Genomic DNA, 18,122 nt, shown 5'->3' on the forward strand with positions numbered 1-18,122 from the left:
ATTCGCGGATGAACCCGCTTCCACAGGCTACCGTGTTCAGTTCTGGCGGCCGGGCCCCTGCTGCAGGTGCGCCTGGCTGCAATACCACTCGTTGCCCTGCTGCAGCGCCCGGTCATTGGGCAGGTGCACACCACAATGGGCGCAGCGCACCATCTTCAGTGGCGCATCCAGCTTGGCCTCGGGGCGTGACTGCTGGCTGACTTTGAATTTGCGCCACAGCCAGAACGCGGCGGCGATCAGGGCGATCCAGAAAAGTAGGCGAACCATGGTGTCCAGCTTGTCGGTTGAAGAAGCCGACAGTCTAGGACGCGGCCAATAAAAAAGGGAGGCCCCGGGCCTCCCTTTCACCTGCCGCAGCAGATCAGTCGAACAGACCAAAGGTCATGTAGCTGAACCAGGAACGGTCCTGCTCGGCTTCCTTCGGCCCTTCCGGCACGATCGGGTCGCCGTTCTCGTCCTTCGGCAGCAGCTCTTCCGGCATCTCGTCGCGCGCGTCCTGGAACTGCTTGACCACGTCCTGGTTGGCGCGGGTTTCGCCCGGCGGCAGCGGGGTGTCGGTTTCGATCAGGCCCAGGGTGGCCTTGGACAGCCAGCCGCGGCCGTCAGACTCGGTCTGCTTGGGCTGGAATTCACCGTCCACCAGGCTCGGGTGGTCCGGATAGTTCAGCTTGAGGGTTTCCAGGCTGGTGGCCGCCAGTTCGTCCAGGTGCATCTTCTGGTACGACTCGACCATCACCGCCAGGCCATCACCGACCGACGGGGTTTCCTGGAAGTTTTCCACCACGTAGCGGCCACGGTTGGCTGCGGCCACATAGGCCTGGCGGCTCAGGTAGTAGTCGGCCACATGGATTTCATACGCGGCCAGCAGGTTGCGCAGGTAGATCATGCGCTGCTTGGCATCAGGCGCGTAGCGGCTGTTGGGGAAACGGCTGGTCAGCTGGGCGAACTCGTTGTACGAGTCGCGCGCGGCACCCGGGTCACGCTTGGTCATGTCCAGCGGCAGGAAGCGCGCCAGCAGGCCACGGTCCTGGTCGAACGAGGTCAGGCCCTTGAGGTAGTAGGCATAGTCGACGTTCGGGTGCTGCGGGTGCAGGCGGATGAAGCGCTCGGCGGCCGACTTGGCAGCCTCGGGCTCCGAGTTCTTGTAGTTGGCGTAGATCAGCTCGAGCTGCGCCTGGTCGGCATAACGGCCGAACGGGTAGCGCGACTCCAGGGCCTTGAGCTTGTTCACGGCGCTGGTGTAGCTGGAGTTGTCCAGGTCAGCCTGCGCCTGCTGGTACAGCTCGGCCTCGCTGAGGTTCTCGTCAATGACTTCCTTATTCGAGGAACAGGCCGCGGTGAGCCCGAGGATGGCGATCAGCAGCAGGTGTTTCACTTGCATGGCGGCTTGCGTCCCTTTGACGGCCGCTGTCTTGGGCGGTGCCGTCCTGTTATGATGAGCGCCCCGGCCAACCCCGGGACAAAAGAAGCCGTATTTAACCACAAGCTCGCAGCCGAAACCAAAGGCTGTGCGCCCGCCGAATCGAGCATGTCCGAGATCATTCAACTTAGCGCAGAGGTGCCGTCCGAACTGGGCGGTCAACGCCTCGACCAGGTCGCCGCCCAATTGTTCGCCGAGTACTCGCGTTCGCGGCTAACTTCGTGGATCAAAGAAGGCCGCCTGACGGTCGATGGCGCGGTAGTGCGCCCTCGCGACCTCGTCCATGGTGGCTCGCAGCTTATCCTGGAGGCCGAGCAAGAGGCCCAGGGTGAGTGGGTCGCAGAAGATATCGAACTGGATATCGTCTACGAGGACGACCACATCATGGTGATCAACAAGCCTGCCGGGCTGGTTGTACACCCAGCCGCCGGGCATGCCAGTGGCACCCTGCTCAATGCCTTGCTGCACCACGTGCCGGATATCGTCAACGTACCGCGCGCCGGTATCGTTCATCGCCTGGACAAGGACACCACCGGCCTGATGGTGGTGGCCAAGACCTTGCAGGCGCAGACCCGGCTGGTCGAGCAGATGCAGGCGCGCAAGGTCAGCCGCATCTACGAGTGCATCGTGATTGGCGTGGTGACAGCTGGCGGCAAGATCGATGCCCCGATCGGTCGCCATGGCGGCATGCGCCAGCGCATGGCGGTCACCGACGGCGGCAAGCCGGCGGTCAGCCACTACCGTGTGCTCAAGCGCTTCCGCTCGCACACCCACGTGCGGGTCAAGCTGGAAACCGGCCGTACCCACCAGATTCGCGTGCACATGGCGCATGTCGGTTTCCCGCTGGTCGGCGACCAGACCTACGGTGGCCGCTTCCGGATTCCGCCGGCGGCCAGCCCGACCATGGTCGAGGCAGTGAAAACCTTCCCGCGTCAGGCACTGCATGCGCGCTTCCTCGCGTTGGCCCACCCGATTACCGGTGAAGTCATGAAGTGGGAATCGCCACTGCCGGACGACTTCGTCTGGTTGCTGTCGCTGCTGAACCAGGACCGCGAGAGCTTTATCGGATGAGTGGCCTGACGCAGTCGCTGCTGTACCCCGACTGGCCGGCCTCGGCCTCGGTGCGCGCCTGTGTCACCACTCGCCAGGGCGGCGTCAGCCTGCCGCCCTATGAAACCTTCAACCTTGGCGACCACGTTGGCGATGACCCGGCAGCGGTGGCCGAGAACCGTCGCCGCCTGAGCGACGCATTCGCCATTCAGCCGGCCTGGCTCAAGCAGGTGCATGGCCTGGTGGTGGCCGATGCCGACCCGGCCGTGGTCGCCGAGGCCGATGCCAGCTGGACCGACCAGCCAGGCATTGCCTGCGCGGTGATGACTGCCGATTGCCTGCCGGCGCTGTTCTGTGACCGTGCCGGTACCCGCGTGGCAGCAGCGCATGCCGGCTGGCGCGGGCTCGCCGGGGGCGTGCTGGAAGCCACGCTCGACCGCCTGGCATTGCCGCCCGAAGAGGTGCTGGTGTGGTTGGGGCCGGCGATCGGGCCGCAGGCTTTCGAAGTCGGCCTGGAAGTCCGCGATGCCTTTACCGCGGTGCACCCCGAAGCGGCGCGGGCCTTTGTCGCTGGCGAGCGGCCGGGCAAGCTGATGGCCGACATCTATGAGCTGGCACGCATTCGCCTGGCGGCGCGTGGGGTAACGGCCGTTTATGGCGGCGGCTGGTGCACGGTCAGCGACGAGCGGTTCTTCTCCTATCGCCGTACTCCGCAGGGGGGGCGGTTTGCTTCCTTGGTGTGGCTGGAGCCGCGCTAGCCTGCACGGGCCTCTTCGCGGGTAATTCACAACCGTAGAAACCTGTGGGAGCGGGCATGCCCGCGAATGCCCCACCGCCAATCCAACAGGTTGACTTTGGTCAACCCCGCTACGCTTGAATCTTCCACAATCAGCCTTATCTATAAGGTCATCTCAGGCAGGTTTCTTCATCAACAGGCGCTGTCCATCGCTCCGACCTGCCCTTTAAAGGAAGGTATCCCATGCGAATAGACCGTTTGACCAGCAAGCTGCAGCTTGCCATATCCGATGCCCAGTCCCTGGCCGTTGGCATGGACCACCCAGCCATCGAGCCCGTGCACCTGCTGCAGGCGCTGCTCGAGCAGCAGGGCGGTTCGATCAAGCCGCTGCTGATGCAGGTAGGTTTCGACATCAACAGCCTGCGCCAGGCGCTGGTGAAGGAGCTCGACCACCTGCCGAAAATCCAGAACCCGACCGGCGACGTGAACATGTCGCAGGACTTGGCGCGCCTGCTCAACCAGGCCGACCGCCTGGCCCAGCAGAAGGGTGACCAGTTCATTTCCAGCGAGCTGGTGTTGCTGGCTGCCATGGACGAGAACAGCAAGCTCGGCAAGTTGCTGCTCGGCCAGGGCGTCAGCAAGAAGGCCCTGGAAAACGCCATCAACAACCTGCGCGGCGGTGCGGCAGTCAACGACGCCAACGCCGAGGAATCGCGCCAGGCGCTGGACAAGTACACCGTCGACCTGACCAAGCGTGCCGAAGAAGGCAAGCTGGACCCGGTGATCGGCCGTGACGACGAAATCCGCCGTACCGTACAGGTGCTGCAACGCCGGACCAAGAACAACCCGGTGCTGATCGGCGAACCTGGGGTCGGCAAGACCGCCATCGCCGAAGGCCTGGCGCAGCGCATCATCAACGGTGAAGTGCCTGACGGCCTCAAGGGCAAGCGCCTGCTGGCGCTGGACATGGGCGCGCTGATCGCCGGTGCCAAGTACCGCGGCGAGTTCGAAGAGCGCCTCAAAGGCCTGCTCAATGAACTGTCCAAGCAGGAAGGCCAGATCATCCTGTTCATCGACGAACTGCACACCATGGTCGGTGCCGGCAAGGGCGAGGGCGCCATGGACGCCGGCAACATGCTCAAGCCGGCCCTGGCCCGTGGCGAGCTGCACTGTGTGGGCGCTACCACGCTCAACGAATACCGCCAGTTCATCGAGAAGGACGCTGCCCTGGAGCGGCGCTTCCAGAAGGTGCTGGTCGAGGAGCCGAGCGAGGAAGACACCATTGCCATCCTGCGTGGCCTGAAGGAGCGCTATGAAGTGCACCACAAGGTGGCCATCACCGATGGCGCCATCATCGCCGCGGCCAAGCTCAGCCACCGCTACATCACCGACCGCCAGCTGCCGGACAAGGCCATCGACCTGATCGACGAAGCGGCCAGCCGCATCCGCATGGAGATCGACTCCAAGCCGGAAGTGCTCGACCGCCTCGACCGTCGCCTTATCCAGCTCAAGGTGGAATCGCAGGCGTTGAAGAAGGAAGAAGACGAAGCCGCGAAAAAACGCCTGGAGAAGCTCACCGAGGAAATTACCCGGCTGGAGCGTGAATACGCCGACCTGGAAGAAATCTGGGCGTCGGAAAAGGCCGAAGTGCAGGGCTCGGCGCAGATCCAGCAAAAGATCGAGCAGGCCCGCCAGGAACTGGAAGCCGCCCGGCGCAAAGGCGACCTGAGCCGCATGGCCGAGCTGCAATACGGGGTGATCCCGGACCTGGAGCGCAGCCTGCAGATGGTCGACCAGCACGGCAAGGCCGACAATCAGCTGCTGCGCAACAAGGTCACCGAGGAAGAAATTGCCGAAGTGGTGTCCAAGTGGACCGGCATCCCGGTGGCCAAGATGCTCGAAGGCGAGCGCGAGAAGCTGCTGAAGATGGAAGAGCTGCTGCACCAGCGCGTGATTGGCCAGGGCGAGGCGGTAACCGCCGTGTCCAACGCCGTGCGCCGCTCGCGTGCCGGGCTGTCCGACCCGAACCGGCCCAGTGGCTCGTTCCTGTTCCTCGGCCCGACTGGGGTGGGCAAGACCGAGCTGTGCAAGGCGCTGGCCGAGTTCCTGTTCGACACCGAAGAGGCCATGGTGCGTATCGACATGTCCGAGTTCATGGAGAAGCACTCCGTGGCGCGGCTGATCGGCGCCCCGCCAGGCTATGTCGGCTATGAAGAGGGCGGTTACCTGACCGAGGCGGTACGCCGCAAGCCTTACTCGGTGGTGTTGCTGGACGAGGTGGAAAAGGCTCACCCGGATGTGTTCAACGTGCTGCTGCAGGTGCTGGAAGACGGCCGCCTGACCGACAGCCACGGGCGCACCGTGGACTTCCGCAACACGGTGATCGTGATGACCTCCAACCTGGGCTCGGCGCAGATCCAGGAACTGGTGGGTGACCGCGAGGCACAGCGGGCAGCGGTGATGGACGCGGTGGGTTCGCATTTCCGCCCGGAATTCATCAACCGTATCGACGAAGTGGTGGTGTTCGAGCCGTTGGGCCGCGAGCAGATTGCCGGTATTACCGAAATCCAGCTGGGCCGCCTGCGCAGCCGTCTGCAGGAGCGCGAGCTGTCGCTGAGCCTGAGCCCGGAAGCCCTGGACAAGCTGATTGCCGTGGGTTACGACCCGGTGTATGGCGCACGGCCGCTGAAGCGGGCGATCCAGCGCTGGATCGAAAACCCGCTGGCGCAGCTGATCCTGGCAGGCAAGTTCATGCCGGGGACGGCGATTACCGCCAAGGTGGAAGGCGACGAAATCGTCTTTGGCTGATTTGTTGCTCCATGAGCCCCGCATTTGCGGGGCTTTTTCTTGCCTGTTTTCCTGTGCTGGCCTCTTCGCGGGCATGCCCGCTCCCACAGGAATTGCACAGATTTCGAGGGCTGCACCGTCCCTGTGGGAGCGGGCGAGCCCGCGAAGAGGCCGGCGCGGCCCCAGCAAATCCGGGGTGTTTAGAATTTCCTGGATAACTTGCTGAAATTTTTGAAATTTTTGCTTGCATCTAAAATCGAGTGCCCCTAATATACGCCGCGTTGTCAGGCACTAAGCGAATCACCAGCAACATCGGTGATCGCAAAACAACTTACAAATCAGTAAGTTGAACGAAAAAAAGTGGTTGACAAGCAAAACGAAGAATGTAGAATAGCCGGCCTCAGCAGCGACAACGCGAAAGCGGATAGCCAAAGAGACCGAAGCTAACACAAGCTTCGAAGTAGTAAAGGTTGTACCGAAGTTCAGTTCCGCGATAGCTCAGTCGGTAGAGCAAATGACTGTTAATCATTGGGTCCCTGGTTCGAGTCCAGGTCGCGGAGCCAATCTCGGGGTGTAGCGCAGTCCGGTAGCGCGCCTGCTTTGGGAGCAGGATGTCAGGAGTTCGAATCCCCTCACCCCGACCATTTTCCGGGTCGTTAGCTCAGTTGGTAGAGCAGTTGGCTTTTAACCAATTGGTCGTAGGTTCGAATCCTACACGACCCACCATGTAAAAAGGGCATCTCGAATGAGATGCCCTTTTTCTTTTGCCTCGATTTTTTCCAGAGCGCCGGCCGTCCGGTGCATCTCGACGCTAGCCTTGCAAGAGGGCTACCAGCCCTGTCGCCGGCAAGCCAGCTCCCACAGGTACAGCACAGAACTTGAGGTCTGTGAGCATTGTGTGGAGCCGGCTTGCCGGCGATGGGGCCAGTACAGGCAACCGCTACGGCGTGCCTGTCAGTGCAACTTCAGGCGCGGCTCGGTACCGCGGCCAATCTTGCTGCCCAGCATCATCAGCGCAGTGCGGAAGAAACCGTACAGCGCCATCTGGTGCATGCGGTACAACGACACATAGAACATGCGCGCCAGCCAGCCCTCCAGCTTCACGCTGCCCATCAGGTTACCCATCAGGTTGCCCACCGCCGAGAAGCGCGACAACGACACCAGCGAACCGTAGTCCTTGTACGCATAGGTCGGCAGCGCCTTGTTCTCCAGCCGTGCCTTCAGGCTCTGCGCCAGCATCGAGGCCTGCTGGTGCGCGGCCTGCGCCCGTGGCGGCACGTTGCGGTCGCTGCCGGGTTGCGGGCAGGCGGCGCAGTCGCCGAAGGCAAAGATGTTGTCGTCGCGCGTGGTCTGCAGGGTCGGGCGCACCACCAGCTGGTTGATGCGGTTGGTTTCCAGGCCATCGATGTCCTTGAGGAAGGCTGGCGCACGGATACCCGCCGCCCACACCTTCAGGCTGGCCTGGATCACTTCGCCATCCTTGGTCTTCAGGCCATCCTCGGTCACTTCACTGACGGCGGCGTTGGTCATCACCTTGACCCCGAGTTTTTCCAGGGTCTTGTGCACCGGCACGCTGATGCGCTCGGGCAATGCCGGCAGCACGCGCGGGCCAGCTTCGATCAGGGTGATGTGCATGTCCTTGGGCTGGATACGGTCCAGGCCATAGGCCGCCAGTTCGTGGGCCGCATGGTGCAGCTCGGCGGCCAGTTCCACACCAGTGGCACCCGCGCCGACGATGGCCACGCTGATTTTTTCGCTGGCCACGTCACCGGCATGGGCGCGCAGGTAGTGGTTGAGCAGTTGCTGGTGGAAACGCTCGGCCTGCTTGCGGGTGTCGAGGAACAGGCAGTGCTGCGCCGCGCCCAGGGTGCCGAAGTCGTTGGTATTGGAACCCACGGCAATCACCAGGGTGTCGTAGCCCAGGGTACGCGCAGGCAGCAACTCGCGGCCCTCTTCGTCGAGGGTGGCGGCCAGCTGGATCTGCTTGCCCTCGCGGTCCAGACCGCTCATGCGCCCCAGCTGGAAGTTGAAGTGGTTCCACTTGGCCTGGGCCACGTAGTTCAGTTCGTCTTCCGAGGAGTTCAGCGAGCCGGCGGCCACTTCGTGCAGCAGCGGTTTCCAGATGTGCGTGAGGTTGGCGTCGACCAGGGTGATCTCGGCCTGCTTGCGCTTGCCCAGGCTTTTACCCAGGCGGGTCGCCAGTTCCAGGCCGCCGGCGCCGCCGCCGACAATCACGATGCGATGAGTCATGGGAATATCTCATAAGGTTTACGGAATTCGGGGCCCAGGGGGCCGGCCGCACACTGCGCGAGGGGAGGGCGAGCGCGAAGCAGCTCATAGCACCAACCCACTCAGCAGGCGGCTGATGAGACCCAACCCGATGGTCACGGCCACCACCAGCACAAGGAGCAGCCACGGCCGGAAGGGCCTGCGCTCGACTTGGTGCTGGGGGGCTCGCAGATACTCATCGACACGACGCTGATCTTCTGGATTCAGACGGCTGGTCATGGTGGGGCCTCGTCAGGTAGACGTTTGTGACTGCGCAAACGCTACAGCGTTCACGCAGGGGCTTAAAACAAATGATAATGCTTTCTATCTCTGGCGCCGAGTGTACGCCATCGCAAACACTCGCTGCACTGGATCAAAGACTGATGCCCACGTCGAACACAATGCTGCGCCCCAGGTTGCCGCGCAGGAAGTCCGGCGCATCCGGGTGGGCGAACAGCACCCGGGCAAAGGTCGGCCCGACCAGCGACAGCGAGCGCCAGCCTTGGCGCAAATATTCGGTGGGTGGCGGGAAGTGCGTGTTGAGGTCGAGCACCTCGCGCTTGAGGCTGGCGAAGGCGATGATGTCCAGCTCGTTCAGCTCCAGCCCGCGCTCACGGTAGTTGTGTGCCTTCTTGCGCAAGGTCGGCGCCAGGCGCCCCAGCAGCTCGGTGGCACTGATGCGCCGCGGGCGCGCTTCGCGGCGCACCAGTTGCGCCAGGGAAAACGCACTGCGCCGGCGCTGCAGCTCTTCGCGCCATTCATCGTTCAGCCGGCGGCCCTCGTCGAGCACGAAGAACACCTCGAAGGCGGCGTCGCGGAACAGCACGTCTGGCGGCTCCTGGCCGGCCGGGGTGAAGTCCTCGCTGCGGTAGGGGATGTTCAGCCCCTGCAACAGGCGTTGGCACACCCAACGCTCCCGCTCCCACTTGCGGGCGTTGGAGAGAAAGGCATTGGCTTGTTCGGCCTGGATAGTAAGCAGGCGCAGGTAGTCTGAGTCATCCATGGTGCAAGCTTAGACGCTAATCGATGACGGTAAGATGCTGTTTGTGCGTATAAATCAGCGCCGCGTTGGCCCTTGCTGCCGGCCCTGCATATTCACCGGGCCAAAGCCCGCCACGGCGCTGCTGCCCACCGCCGAATGTTGCGGAGAATGGGTGTAGACTCGGCCTTGTCCACAGGAAGGCAGGGGGCATTGTTCAAGTGATCAGCGCGCAGGTGTTGTCCGGCACCACCCTTACCCTTGGCTGGCTGGGTTACGTACCGTTGTTGATCTGGGCAGTCAGCCAGGTGCGCTGGGTAGAGCTGTTCACCGACCGGCGCCGCCAGCACCTGCTGTTCGGCACGGTGTTCTGCCTGTTCGCCCTGTGGCTGGTAAGGCGCGATTTCGATACTGGGGTGTCGTACCACTTCATCGGCATGACGGCGGTGACGCTGTTGCTGGACTGGCCGTTGGCCGTGCTCGGCGGTTTCATGGCGCAGCTCGGTTTGCTGGTGCTCGGGCGCCAGGACCTGGCCGCGCTGGGGATCAATGGCTTGTTGCTGGTTGGCTTGCCGGTGTTGATTGCCGAGGCGTGCGCGATAGGGGTCGAGCGCGCTCAACCCAGAAACCTGTTCGTGTATATCTTCTGTTCCGGCTTCTTCCCCGCAGCCCTGACGGTGCTGGCCTGCCTGTCGGCCGGGTTGGGCTTGCTGTGGCTGAACGGGCGCTTCGCCATGCCGGAGTGGCTCAGCGACTTTGTCGGCTACCTGTGGCTGATGATGTTCCCCGAGGCGTTCATCAACGGCACGGTGATCAGTGCGCTGGTGGTGTTTTGCCCGGAGTGGCTGGAAACCTTCAACCGCACGCGGTATCTACAGGCGCCATGGAAGGAAGATGAGCGATAGCTGCGCAACCACATGCCCCCTGCGGAGCGGGCTTGTGTCGCGGAAGGGCAACGAAGCAGCCTCGGCGATAATGGCCATGAAGCCAGTGAAGGGGGCCGCTTTGCGGCCCATCGCGACACAAGGCCGCTCCTACAGGGGCGGAATGCGGCAGCGGGTTGCCAGCGAAGGCCGGCATGGCAAGTGCGGTGGACTTAGTGGCGCGGTTCCAGGTCCCCCGAATACAGCTCATCCTCGGACTCATCCGAACCCGGGATCTTGTGCTCCTCCGCCGCCCAGGCGCCCAGGTCGATAAGCTTGCAACGGTCCGAGCAAAACGGCCGGAACGGGCTTTTCTCGTTCCATTCCACAGGTGCGCCACAGGTCGGGCAATCGACGGTCAATGGCTGGCTCATGGCTGGCCTCCTCGTAAAGTCAGGTAAAAGTGGTGCAGGCGGTCAATCTGTTCATGCAACGCGGCGAGGTCGCCGTCATTGACCACCACATCGTCGGCATGGCGCAGGCGCTCCTCACGCGCCAGTTGGGCCTTGAGTATGGCCTGCACCTGCTCGCTACTGGTGTTGTCCCGCGCCAGGGTTCGCGCCACCTGCAGTTCTTGTGGCGCATCGATCACCAGCACCCGTTGGGTTTTCTGGTATTGCCCCGACTCGATCAACAGCGGCGAGACATACACCGCATACGGCGACTCGGCCTTGGCCAGGTAGCTGAAGATCTCCTGGCCGATCAGTGGGTGCAGCAATTGCTCCAGCCATTTGCGTTGCGCCGGGTCGGCGAAGATCAGCTGGCGCAGGGCCGTGCGGTCGAGCTGGCCGTCCGCTTGCAGCACGCCAGGGCCGAAGCGCTCGACGATGCTGGCCAGCGCCGGTCGGCCAGGTTCGACCACCCAGCGCGCCGCCTGGTCGGCATCGACCAGGTGCACGCCAAGCTCGACGAAGCGCTCGGCAGCGGCGCTCTTGCCACTACCGATGCCGCCGGTCAGGCCGAGAATCCAGGGGGTAAAGGCCGCAGTGGTCATCAGAATCCAAGCAGTTGCAGGTATGAGGCGTATATTTCATCACCCCAGAGCACGGCAATCCACCCCGCAATCGCCAGATAGGGCCCAAACGGCATCGCCGTGCCCAAGGCATGCCGGCGCAGGCGCAGCAGGCACAGCCCCACCAGCGCCCCGACCAGCGACGACAGCAGCAGCGTCAACGGCAATACCTGCCAGCCCCCCCAGGCCCCGATCAGTGCCATCAGCTTGAAGTCGCCGTAGCCCATGCCCTCCTTGCCGGTCACCAGCTTGAACAGCCAGTACACCGTCCACAGGCTGAGGTAACCGATCACCGCCCCCCACAGCGCCCCGGCCAGGGGCACATAGAGGCCGAAGGCGTTGACGATCAGCCCCAGCCACAGCATCGGCAGCACCAGCACATCCGGCAACAGCTGGTGCCTGGCATCGATCAGGCTCAGGGCCAGCAGGCACCAGGTCAGCGGCAGCGCCAGCACGGCCTCGAGCGAAACACCAAAGTGCCAGGCCACCACCAGCGAAAGCAGCGCGCTGGCCACCTCCACCAGCGGATAGCGCGGGCTGATGCGGGTCCTGCAGGCTGAACAACGCCCGCGCAAGGCCAGATAGCTGATCAGCGGAATGTTCTCCCACGCGCGGATTCGATGGCCGCAATGCGGGCAACGCGAGGGTGGGAGCCACAGGTCGAAGCGTTCCTGCGCCGTGGTCGGCAGCCCCAACACCTCCTGCGCCTCACGCTGCCATTGCTGCTCCAGCATGATCGGCAGGCGGTACACCAGCACATTGAGGAAACTGCCCACCAGCAGGCCGAGCAGCGTGGCCAGGGTGAGGAAGTACGCTGGCTGCTCCGCCAGTAAAGTCCATGAAGTCATGTTCAGATCAAGCTACCCAACTGGAAGATCGGCAGGTACATCGCCACCACCAGGCCGCCTACCAGCACGCCCAGGATCAGCACGATGGCTGGCTCCAGCAGGCTGGTCAACTGGTCCAGCGCCTGGCTGACCTGTTCCTCGTAATGGCTGGCGGCTTTCTCCAGCATCTGGTCCAGCGTACCGCTGGTTTCACCGATGGCCGTCAGTTGCACCAGCAACGGGGGAAACAGCGGCTCGGCGGCCATCGCCTGGTTCAGCCCCTGCCCATTGGCCATGCCTTGGCGTAGCCGCAAAACCGCCTGTTCGTGCAAGTCGCCACCACTCACCCGCGCCACCGTACCCAGTGCATCCAGCAACGGCACCCCGGCGGCATAGGCCGTTGCCAGGCTACGGGCAAAGCGCGCCAGCGCCGCCTGCCCCAGCAACCTGCCGAACACCGGCAAGCCCAGCACTTGCCGGGATAGCCACAGGCGCGTCGGTGCATGCTGCCGGTAGAGCCGGCGCATGGCGAAACCGAGCGCAGCGCCCAGCACCGCCAACAGTGGCGCAGAACGGCTCAGCATGGCGGACAAGTCGATGACCCATTGGGTGTACGCTGGCAGCGCCGCGCCCATGCCTGAAAACAGGTTGTCGAATTCGGGAATCACCTCCAGCAGCAGAATCGCCGATACCCCCAACCCGGTCAGCAACAGCAATAGCGGGTAGATCATCGCCTTGCGCACTTTCCGGTGTAGCGTTTGGCGTTGTTCCAGCATGCTTGCCAACTGTTCCAGCTGGCGGTCGAGCGTGCCGGATTGTTCACCCACCCGCACCAGGTTGCAGTACAGCGCATCGAACCAGCCCGGGTGGCGCTGCAATGCATCCGCCAGCCCCAGGCCCGAGGCCACATCCTGTTTCAATTTGCCCAGCAACGCTGCCTGCCCCGCATCGCAGCCACTGCGCCCCATCACCTCGAACGCCTGCAGCAGCGGTACCCCGGCCTTGAGCAAGGTCGCCAGCTGCCGGCTGAAACCCGCCGGGTCGGCTTTTGCCTGGCGTTTCGGCAAGCTGAAGGTCAGCCCGCCAGCGGGCCGCAATCCTGCCACTTTTATGCCCTGACGAATCAGCCCGGCGCGCACGTGTGCCGGGCTGCGCCCGGGCGTCTGGCCGCTGACCGGCTGGCCGTTGGCGTCGGTGCCGTGCCAGTTGTAGAGAGGAGTCGATGGGTTCATGCCAAGGTCCTTTTTCCTGCCCGTGCGACAAGCTTCGAAACAGCTTGCCGGGTCCATGCCAGGGCGCGCGTCCATGATGCTCACTAGAGTAGTTCAGCGAAGATGACGCCCAAGCGGGCAGGGGTGACAAAAGGTGTCTGTTCAGGCCTACTGCGCCGCTGCCGGTTGGGGCGAGACAGACCTCAACGAGTACGCGTATCAAAAAGGAAACTGTTCATGAAAGGGCAACGCGGTATCACCCTGATCGAACTGATGATCGTTGTTGCGATCATCGGCATTCTGGCGACCATCGCCTTACCGATGTACACCAACCACCAGTCCCGCTCCAAGGCTGCGGCCGGGTTGCTGGAAATCAGCGCGCTGAAGACCGCGATGGACCTGCGCCTGAATGATGGCAAGGACGTGGCGACGGTGGCCGAGCTGGGTGGGCAGCCGGCCACGGCGCATTGTGCGATCACGGCCAGCGGCAAGGCGGCGGATGGCAGCGGGAGCATCGTTTGTACCCTGGTGGATGCGCCGGCTACCGTGCTCGGCAAGGCCATTACCCTGACGCGTGCGCCGGCTGGCTGGGCGTGTACGACCGACATTGAAGAAGACCTGGCACCGAAGGGGTGCAAGGCGCCTTGAGGGTGGGGTAATAAGGTAGGCGAAACAGGGGTTTGCGTAACGGGTGCGAGCAGTGGTACGTTGCGCTACACGCCGGTGTAGCTCAGTCGGTAGAGCAGCGCACTCGTAACGCGAAGGTCGCAGGTTCGATTCCTGTCTCCGGCACCAGAGACCAGTTTCCAGAAGTCTATGACTGTCTACGAAACCGCAAAGCCCGCCTAGCGCGGGCTTTGTTGTTTCTAACTGTCTCGTTTTGTCTCTGGGCATCTACGCGATTTAGGGATATGGTTCGGGAGATCTCGGTTCGACAAGGAAACGTATCCCTATGGCGCGCACAGTGGTGCCTCTCACCGATCCCAAAAGTGATGCGGCCAAGCCTCGGGAAAAGGACTACAAGCTGTTCGATGGCAAAGGCCTCTACCTGCTGGTGAAGCCTTCAGGCGTCAAGACCTGGCGTATGAAGTACACCAAACCTGATGGCCGTGATGGTTTAGCAACGTTTGGCAACTATCTGGCGCTTTTAAGGGGCATTTCGGCGTTCCACCGTTGGGCTCGCGGTTGAGCCTCGTGCATAATGAGGAAGTCATAGTCATTTGGCTTTGATCCCTGATCCTCCGGTCCTTGCTGGCCTGCGCGCTCCGCCTGCCGTCTGTCGCATGGATGGAGCACCGACTTATTACTATTTTCACCGGATCATTGCATGAGCTTGTTTCTAAGTCCGATCTTGGACGTGAGCGGACCTTATGAAGGGCAGGAACCGGCCATTTGCAGTAATTGGATACATACGAGAAACGAATCAGTTAAATTTCAAAAACGATTCCTAAAACGAGGCCTCAATTTCTTTTGCAATTTCGTACGTAAGGTCCGCAACCTTCCGCGAGTGGTGCTCGTATTCGCCGGTGACTTGTTCTTGGCTCTTATTTGCTAAAAAAAACAAAGCCCGTCCCGCAAGTCTAATCAATTCTGCCAGGCGTGAAGCGGCATCGATCTGGTTAGCTATCATCCAACGGTCTATGGCTTTGTTTGACAAGCCGGACAACTCCTCAACGTACCAGTGACCCTGGTTCACTATTCGGAGAATATTGCGCTGGGCATCAATTCTGTTATTGAAATTGTTCATGGCTCGCTACCGTAATAAGTAAGTTTCGCATCCAATCGTTTATTTCGCCTAGTGCTAACTTGACAGAAGCGGCTTCTTCTTGGGAAAGCATTTCGCCTATTCCGCGCGTACAGAGGAGACGTGCACGTTCCAGAATTCTGAAGACATCGCTAGAGATCTTTAAGCTATTCACTCCAAGCCCAAGGGCAGAGTGGCGTGAAAAATCAGGCTTCCCTGTCCCGAGTGAATAGCACGTGGCAAAGTTTCTCACAGCTAGAAAAACAGTTGACAATTCGAAGACCGGGCTGTTCGTCATCGCGCGGAGCGCGTTGGCCGAGCACGCAAATAACTGGAAAAATTTCTGACAATCCCGTGCTGCATACGTATAGGCGGCAGGTGTTCCCAAGTCGCGTAAATAGTCAGAATTATCAGGAGAGTAAAGCAGCCTAGATTCAAGAGACAAGTGCCACGCGAACGGGCTACCTTCACTCCATATTTCTGCCAGCCGCGGATATGAGTAAACAGAGTACAAGTCTTGGTTGAATCTCAGATCGTTTCCGTGCGTAACCGCCAAGAGGTCAACATCCGACTCGGGCGTAACCTCCCCCCTGCAAACTGATCCGAACGCGTAAATGTGTGCCATCATCGCCGATTGAACCGTTTAACAATAATCGCCATAAAAAACCCAAAAAGAAGAAGCCGGACGAATGTCACTAGAGTGATATAGCTGGAAGGGAAGACTTGATTTGTCGTCGTGCCAAGAAAAACCTGAGGGGCTAGAAAAAAAGCGTTCCAATAGCTACGAGTTAGAGAGGGGTCGCGGTAGTTTAAAACATCGAATAGGGTCATGAGTGCGAAAATTACAAGAACGGCCCGGCCTAGCTTCCACGCACTTTCGCCATTCCCCCATAAAAGGTCGAGCAGCTTAAATTTAACCCATAACAAAAACTGTTGCGCTCTATGCCAAGATCTATATTTTTTGCGGTAATAAGACTCATTGGATCGCCATGCTTTGTAAAGATGCTCGTTGGTAGCATCTAACTCGACTTCGATCGCCTTGTTTGCGGAAAGGGCGTCCCCCAATTGTTGATAATTCATGCGCAGTGATCGAGCAAACCGAATCTTAAGGTTTTCGCTTCCAGGGCAACAACTCGAAAGTACTTCATTATTTATGTCTGTTCTCTCGAATGTCGCATATTCGAATTTGCAGCCGCTAAAAGTTGCGCCGTGTAAATTTGTCCCCGTGAAACGACATCCCGTGAAATCGCAGGAATCAAATTTACAGTTTCTCAAATAGCATGCATCGAACGTGCAATACTTAAAATCTACATTTGTGAATACACGTCCCTTGGCCACTAGTCGTGAAAAATGAATATTTGTGAACTTTTCCTCTGAAACATCAGCGGCGAATTTCTGATCCTTTAGTTCAGTCTTACCGCTATTTTCTAGCATTGATTTGTTCCCTTGGTACATGCAGCTGAGGACATTTCCCCAGCTGTAAGTGTAATTTAACATTATGCTCGTGAGGCCCATTTTTCGTAGCCGTGCCGCACTCTAACAAAGTTAGGGTGTTGATGCTTGTAAGCCCGCAAGACTCAATGGCCATGACCGATGCCAAATGAGGTGCCCGTGGTGTCAATAGTCTTTCCAGGGGATTCGCGAAGGAACTCTTCGTATTTTTTCTTGCAATCATTTTTTAGTTTAAGCAAATAAAGTGCAGCGGCTATTGTTAGCAAATAAGGCAAGCATCTGACTAAAGAGATATTACTCAGTGGTAAGTCAAGTCCTGGAACAACACGTATATAGAAATGGTAGCTCAAAACCATTAATGTCAATGCTATTCCCAGTGTCATCTGGATTCGCAAATGGTAAATCATTTTGTTGCTAGGTCTATGAGATCCAAAATAGTAATGTATCTCTTTTAGATCCTCTTTGCGCAAAAATTGTCGCTCTATGTTCGCAATTATGACCAAGTTGCGATTATACCAATAAGCGGCATCGAACAGATGTGCCATCAGCCAAAGCGCCAGAAGCAAGACTATACAAACTGCAAAGTCTAATGGGACGACATTTTTTTCAACTAAAGCGAAAACTGCGAATGCTCCAACTAAAACCCCTACGCTTTGCCATACAACCATTATATGGCGGTTGATGTCATTGAACATCTGGTCATACATTTTAAGTAACAGGTCATCTCTGCTCATATTACACCCCCATCAAATTCCGTACGTCATCGTGAATGCCATACCCAGACCAGATTTTGTTGATGTTTTCGATCGAGTCTATCAGGCACCGTTCATATCCTCCAGTCGGGTGCCGGCGAAATTTAACTCCATCAAAATAATCACCGTACCTGGCGTCAAGAGTGAATCTATTACAATCAATCGAGAAAACTTTCATCTTTTCAGCTAGAGCCCGCTGTGTGTCAGGTCGACCTCCTAATAAATGAACAGGCCTATCAAAACTTTCGATCGAGACTTGTGTGCCTCCATATTTTGTCGGCACACTGTAAGCAAGCATAAAATCCTTCGGAATTAGCTCTTTGAGCCGGCCATTCATCAACGTATCTTTAGGCACGATGGCGACATGCCTGCTGTATTTCAGAAGGGTCTCAGCTTCCTTGATAATTTTGTCTAGGCTGAATATGCATTCGACGTCCCTTGCAATAGTTAATAGAGGGGTGGTTTGGGCTGCGGCTTCAACATGCCTTTCATAACTGTAACTTTTCCAGTTTATATCCAAAAACCCTAGCTCGCAGAAGCTAAAGTTTCTAATGTCGCGAAGGTTTGTATATCTCGCCCCCGGATGCCAGCCGTGTTCTTTTGCTATTGATATAACTTTCTTGCTATGTGCTACAAATTTTAGGACTTCCATCGAGTGTCTCAAGAATACGGTGTTCAACGGTCGCTGCCGATGAATCAAGGTTCAGCCGCCAGGGTATCTAATACGTGCGCGGAACCGTCGGCGTGAGCCGTAGATAGTAGTGGCACTTTAATTACGTTTCCAGGTTGGATCCTATCCGATTACCCAATACCCGCACGCCTGGGGTACAGCACAGGGCCGCCATGGTTACACCGGATCAGTTGTTACACTGCCAGAGCAAAGCGAGTGCACAAGCGTGTAACACTATTTTAACCTTTTAAAACAATGGGTTGCGTTCTCTCGTTACACCCATTACACCTG

At 59.5% G+C, this 18,122-nt stretch carries 19 protein-coding genes, 4 tRNA genes and 1 pseudogene; 10 read left to right on the forward strand and 14 right to left on the reverse strand.

Annotated features, from left to right (window positions below):
* Nucleotides 1-36 precede the first annotated feature (36 nt).
* Entirely contained in the window at nt 37-267 is a 231-nt protein-coding gene (locus HG549_RS03365) for a PP0621 family protein (RefSeq protein WP_170028153.1), read from the reverse strand.
* A gap of 94 nt (nt 268-361) precedes the next feature.
* Nucleotides 362-1,381 carry an outer membrane protein assembly factor BamD gene (locus tag HG549_RS03370; RefSeq protein ID WP_170028154.1) on the reverse strand — a complete coding sequence of 340 codons (1,020 nt, stop codon included), beginning with the start codon at nt 1,379-1,381 and terminating at the stop codon, nt 362-364.
* Between the two features lie 147 nt (nt 1,382-1,528).
* Here HG549_RS03370 and rluD point away from each other — a divergent pair, with 147 nt between their 5' ends.
* The 6 genes from rluD (at nt 1,529) to HG549_RS03400 (ending at nt 6,719) form a co-directional block, all read left to right on the forward strand.
* Nucleotides 1,529-2,491: a 23S rRNA pseudouridine(1911/1915/1917) synthase RluD gene (gene rluD, locus HG549_RS03375; protein WP_170028155.1), complete on the forward strand. Its 963-nt coding sequence runs from the start codon at nt 1,529-1,531 to the stop codon at nt 2,489-2,491.
* Nucleotides 2,488-3,228 (forward strand): peptidoglycan editing factor PgeF, encoded by a 741-nt coding sequence (gene pgeF / locus HG549_RS03380; protein ID WP_170028156.1) that lies wholly within the window; start codon nt 2,488-2,490, stop codon nt 3,226-3,228. The genes rluD and pgeF overlap by 4 nt, the downstream gene beginning before the upstream one ends.
* A gap of 221 nt (nt 3,229-3,449) precedes the next feature.
* The gene (gene clpB / locus HG549_RS03385; protein WP_170028157.1) at nt 3,450-6,014 is read left to right on the forward strand and encodes an ATP-dependent chaperone ClpB; all 2,565 of its coding nucleotides are present in this window, start codon (nt 3,450-3,452) and stop codon (nt 6,012-6,014) included.
* A 466-nt stretch (nt 6,015-6,480) separates the two neighbouring features.
* A tRNA-Asn gene (locus HG549_RS03390) sits at nt 6,481-6,556 on the forward strand.
* Nucleotides 6,557-6,560: 4 nt separating this feature from the next.
* Nucleotides 6,561-6,637, forward strand: a tRNA-Pro gene (locus tag HG549_RS03395).
* A 6-nt stretch (nt 6,638-6,643) separates the two neighbouring features.
* Nucleotides 6,644-6,719 (forward strand) — tRNA-Lys (locus HG549_RS03400).
* A 228-nt stretch (nt 6,720-6,947) separates the two neighbouring features.
* On the opposite strand, the gene HG549_RS03405 is transcribed toward HG549_RS03400, so the two are convergent.
* The 3 genes from HG549_RS03405 to HG549_RS03415 form a co-directional block, all read right to left on the reverse strand.
* Nucleotides 6,948-8,243 carry an NAD(P)/FAD-dependent oxidoreductase gene (locus HG549_RS03405; RefSeq protein WP_170028158.1) on the reverse strand — a complete coding sequence of 432 codons (1,296 nt, stop codon included), beginning with the start codon at nt 8,241-8,243 and terminating at the stop codon, nt 6,948-6,950.
* A gap of 84 nt (nt 8,244-8,327) precedes the next feature.
* Nucleotides 8,328-8,501: a DUF3094 family protein gene (locus HG549_RS03410; RefSeq protein ID WP_013970765.1), complete on the reverse strand. Its 174-nt coding sequence runs from the start codon at nt 8,499-8,501 to the stop codon at nt 8,328-8,330.
* A 133-nt stretch (nt 8,502-8,634) separates the two neighbouring features.
* A complete protein-coding gene (locus HG549_RS03415) occupies nt 8,635-9,264 on the reverse strand; it encodes a DUF1780 domain-containing protein (protein ID WP_013970766.1) in 630 nt (209 codons plus the stop codon).
* A 197-nt stretch (nt 9,265-9,461) separates the two neighbouring features.
* Here HG549_RS03415 and HG549_RS03420 point away from each other — a divergent pair, with 197 nt between their 5' ends.
* Nucleotides 9,462-10,145: an energy-coupling factor ABC transporter permease gene (locus HG549_RS03420; protein ID WP_170028159.1), complete on the forward strand. Its 684-nt coding sequence runs from the start codon at nt 9,462-9,464 to the stop codon at nt 10,143-10,145.
* A gap of 191 nt (nt 10,146-10,336) precedes the next feature.
* Here HG549_RS03420 and yacG read toward each other — a convergent pair whose 3' ends face one another.
* Genes yacG through HG549_RS03440 form a run of 4 tightly spaced genes read right to left on the reverse strand, consistent with a single transcriptional unit; the run spans nt 10,337 to nt 13,234 of the window.
* Nucleotides 10,337-10,537, reverse strand: a complete 201-nt coding sequence (yacG, locus tag HG549_RS03425) for a DNA gyrase inhibitor YacG (RefSeq protein WP_170028160.1) — start codon at nt 10,535-10,537, stop codon at nt 10,337-10,339.
* Entirely contained in the window at nt 10,534-11,157 is a 624-nt protein-coding gene (coaE, locus tag HG549_RS03430; protein ID WP_170028161.1) for a dephospho-CoA kinase, read from the reverse strand. Before coaE ends, yacG begins: the two co-directional genes overlap by 4 nt.
* Nucleotides 11,157-12,023, reverse strand: coding sequence for an A24 family peptidase (locus tag HG549_RS03435; protein ID WP_170028162.1), 867 nt, complete (start codon nt 12,021-12,023; stop codon nt 11,157-11,159). Before HG549_RS03435 ends, coaE begins: the two co-directional genes overlap by 1 nt.
* A 2-nt stretch (nt 12,024-12,025) precedes the next feature.
* Complete coding sequence (locus HG549_RS03440; protein WP_170028163.1) at nt 12,026-13,234, reverse strand: type II secretion system F family protein; 1,209 nt, start codon at nt 13,232-13,234, stop codon at nt 12,026-12,028.
* A 216-nt stretch (nt 13,235-13,450) separates the two neighbouring features.
* Between HG549_RS03440 and HG549_RS03445 the strand changes: the two genes are divergently transcribed.
* The 3 genes and pseudogenes from HG549_RS03445 to HG549_RS03455 form a co-directional block, all read left to right on the forward strand.
* The gene (locus HG549_RS03445) at nt 13,451-13,861 is read left to right on the forward strand and encodes a pilin (RefSeq protein ID WP_170028164.1); all 411 of its coding nucleotides are present in this window, start codon (nt 13,451-13,453) and stop codon (nt 13,859-13,861) included.
* A 71-nt stretch (nt 13,862-13,932) separates the two neighbouring features.
* A tRNA-Thr gene (locus HG549_RS03450) sits at nt 13,933-14,008 on the forward strand.
* 157 nt (nt 14,009-14,165) lie between these two features.
* Nucleotides 14,166-14,360 (forward strand): annotated as a pseudogene (locus HG549_RS03455) (integrase arm-type DNA-binding domain-containing protein); the annotation flags it as partial.
* Between the two features lie 300 nt (nt 14,361-14,660).
* On the opposite strand, the gene HG549_RS03460 reads toward HG549_RS03455, so the two are convergent.
* The 5 genes from HG549_RS03460 to HG549_RS03480 form a co-directional block, all read right to left on the reverse strand.
* Complete coding sequence (locus tag HG549_RS03460) at nt 14,661-14,960, reverse strand: hypothetical protein (protein ID WP_170028165.1); 300 nt, start codon at nt 14,958-14,960, stop codon at nt 14,661-14,663.
* Entirely contained in the window at nt 14,944-15,585 is a 642-nt protein-coding gene (locus tag HG549_RS26185; RefSeq protein WP_218576023.1) for a nucleotidyltransferase domain-containing protein, read from the reverse strand. The genes HG549_RS03460 and HG549_RS26185 overlap by 17 nt, the downstream gene beginning before the upstream one ends.
* On the reverse strand, nt 15,582-16,391 hold the full coding sequence (locus tag HG549_RS03470; RefSeq protein ID WP_170028166.1) for a pentapeptide repeat-containing protein: 810 nt from the start codon (nt 16,389-16,391) through the stop codon (nt 15,582-15,584). Before HG549_RS03470 ends, HG549_RS26185 begins: the two co-directional genes overlap by 4 nt.
* A 143-nt stretch (nt 16,392-16,534) precedes the next feature.
* On the reverse strand, nt 16,535-17,143 hold the full coding sequence (locus HG549_RS03475) for a hypothetical protein (protein WP_159265866.1): 609 nt from the start codon (nt 17,141-17,143) through the stop codon (nt 16,535-16,537).
* A gap of 1 nt (nt 17,144) precedes the next feature.
* Nucleotides 17,145-17,813, reverse strand: a complete 669-nt coding sequence (locus tag HG549_RS03480; RefSeq protein ID WP_170028167.1) for a DUF6610 family protein — start codon at nt 17,811-17,813, stop codon at nt 17,145-17,147.
* Between the last annotated feature and the right edge of the window lie 309 nt (nt 17,814-18,122).

Origin of the sequence: Pseudomonas sp. SK, assembly GCF_012975065.1 — a bacterium.
GTDB classification, from domain to species: domain Bacteria; phylum Pseudomonadota; class Gammaproteobacteria; order Pseudomonadales; family Pseudomonadaceae; genus Aquipseudomonas; species Aquipseudomonas anuradhapurensis.

Excerpts from the sequence above, each read along its gene's own strand:
- HG549_RS03460 (WP_170028165.1), bottom strand. The coding sequence starts at position 14,960 with ATGAACAATTTCAATAACAGAATTGATGCCCAGCGCAATATTCTCCGA.
- HG549_RS03470 (WP_170028166.1), bottom strand. The coding sequence starts at position 16,391 with ATGCTAGAAAATAGCGGTAAGACTGAACTAAAGGATCAGAAATTCGCC.
- HG549_RS03405 (WP_170028158.1), bottom strand. The coding sequence starts at position 8,243 with ATGACTCATCGCATCGTGATTGTCGGCGGCGGCGCCGGCGGCCTGGAA.
- HG549_RS03445 (WP_170028164.1), top strand. The coding sequence starts at position 13,451 with ATGAAAGGGCAACGCGGTATCACCCTGATCGAACTGATGATCGTTGTT.
- HG549_RS03365 (WP_170028153.1), bottom strand. The coding sequence starts at position 267 with ATGGTTCGCCTACTTTTCTGGATCGCCCTGATCGCCGCCGCGTTCTGG.
- yacG (WP_170028160.1), bottom strand. The coding sequence starts at position 10,537 with ATGAGCCAGCCATTGACCGTCGATTGCCCGACCTGTGGCGCACCTGTG.
- pgeF (WP_170028156.1), top strand. The coding sequence starts at position 2,488 with ATGAGTGGCCTGACGCAGTCGCTGCTGTACCCCGACTGGCCGGCCTCG.
- clpB (WP_170028157.1), top strand. The coding sequence starts at position 3,450 with ATGCGAATAGACCGTTTGACCAGCAAGCTGCAGCTTGCCATATCCGAT.
- HG549_RS03370 (WP_170028154.1), bottom strand. The coding sequence starts at position 1,381 with ATGCAAGTGAAACACCTGCTGCTGATCGCCATCCTCGGGCTCACCGCG.
- HG549_RS03410 (WP_013970765.1), bottom strand. The coding sequence starts at position 8,501 with ATGACCAGCCGTCTGAATCCAGAAGATCAGCGTCGTGTCGATGAGTAT.
- HG549_RS03440 (WP_170028163.1), bottom strand. The coding sequence starts at position 13,234 with ATGAACCCATCGACTCCTCTCTACAACTGGCACGGCACCGACGCCAAC.
- HG549_RS03475 (WP_159265866.1), bottom strand. The coding sequence starts at position 17,143 with ATGAGCAGAGATGACCTGTTACTTAAAATGTATGACCAGATGTTCAAT.
- HG549_RS03435 (WP_170028162.1), bottom strand. The coding sequence starts at position 12,023 with ATGACTTCATGGACTTTACTGGCGGAGCAGCCAGCGTACTTCCTCACC.
- coaE (WP_170028161.1), bottom strand. The coding sequence starts at position 11,157 with ATGACCACTGCGGCCTTTACCCCCTGGATTCTCGGCCTGACCGGCGGC.
- rluD (WP_170028155.1), top strand. The coding sequence starts at position 1,529 with ATGTCCGAGATCATTCAACTTAGCGCAGAGGTGCCGTCCGAACTGGGC.
- HG549_RS03480 (WP_170028167.1), bottom strand. The coding sequence starts at position 17,813 with ATGGAAGTCCTAAAATTTGTAGCACATAGCAAGAAAGTTATATCAATA.
- HG549_RS03415 (WP_013970766.1), bottom strand. The coding sequence starts at position 9,264 with ATGGATGACTCAGACTACCTGCGCCTGCTTACTATCCAGGCCGAACAA.
- HG549_RS26185 (WP_218576023.1), bottom strand. The coding sequence starts at position 15,585 with ATGATGGCACACATTTACGCGTTCGGATCAGTTTGCAGGGGGGAGGTT.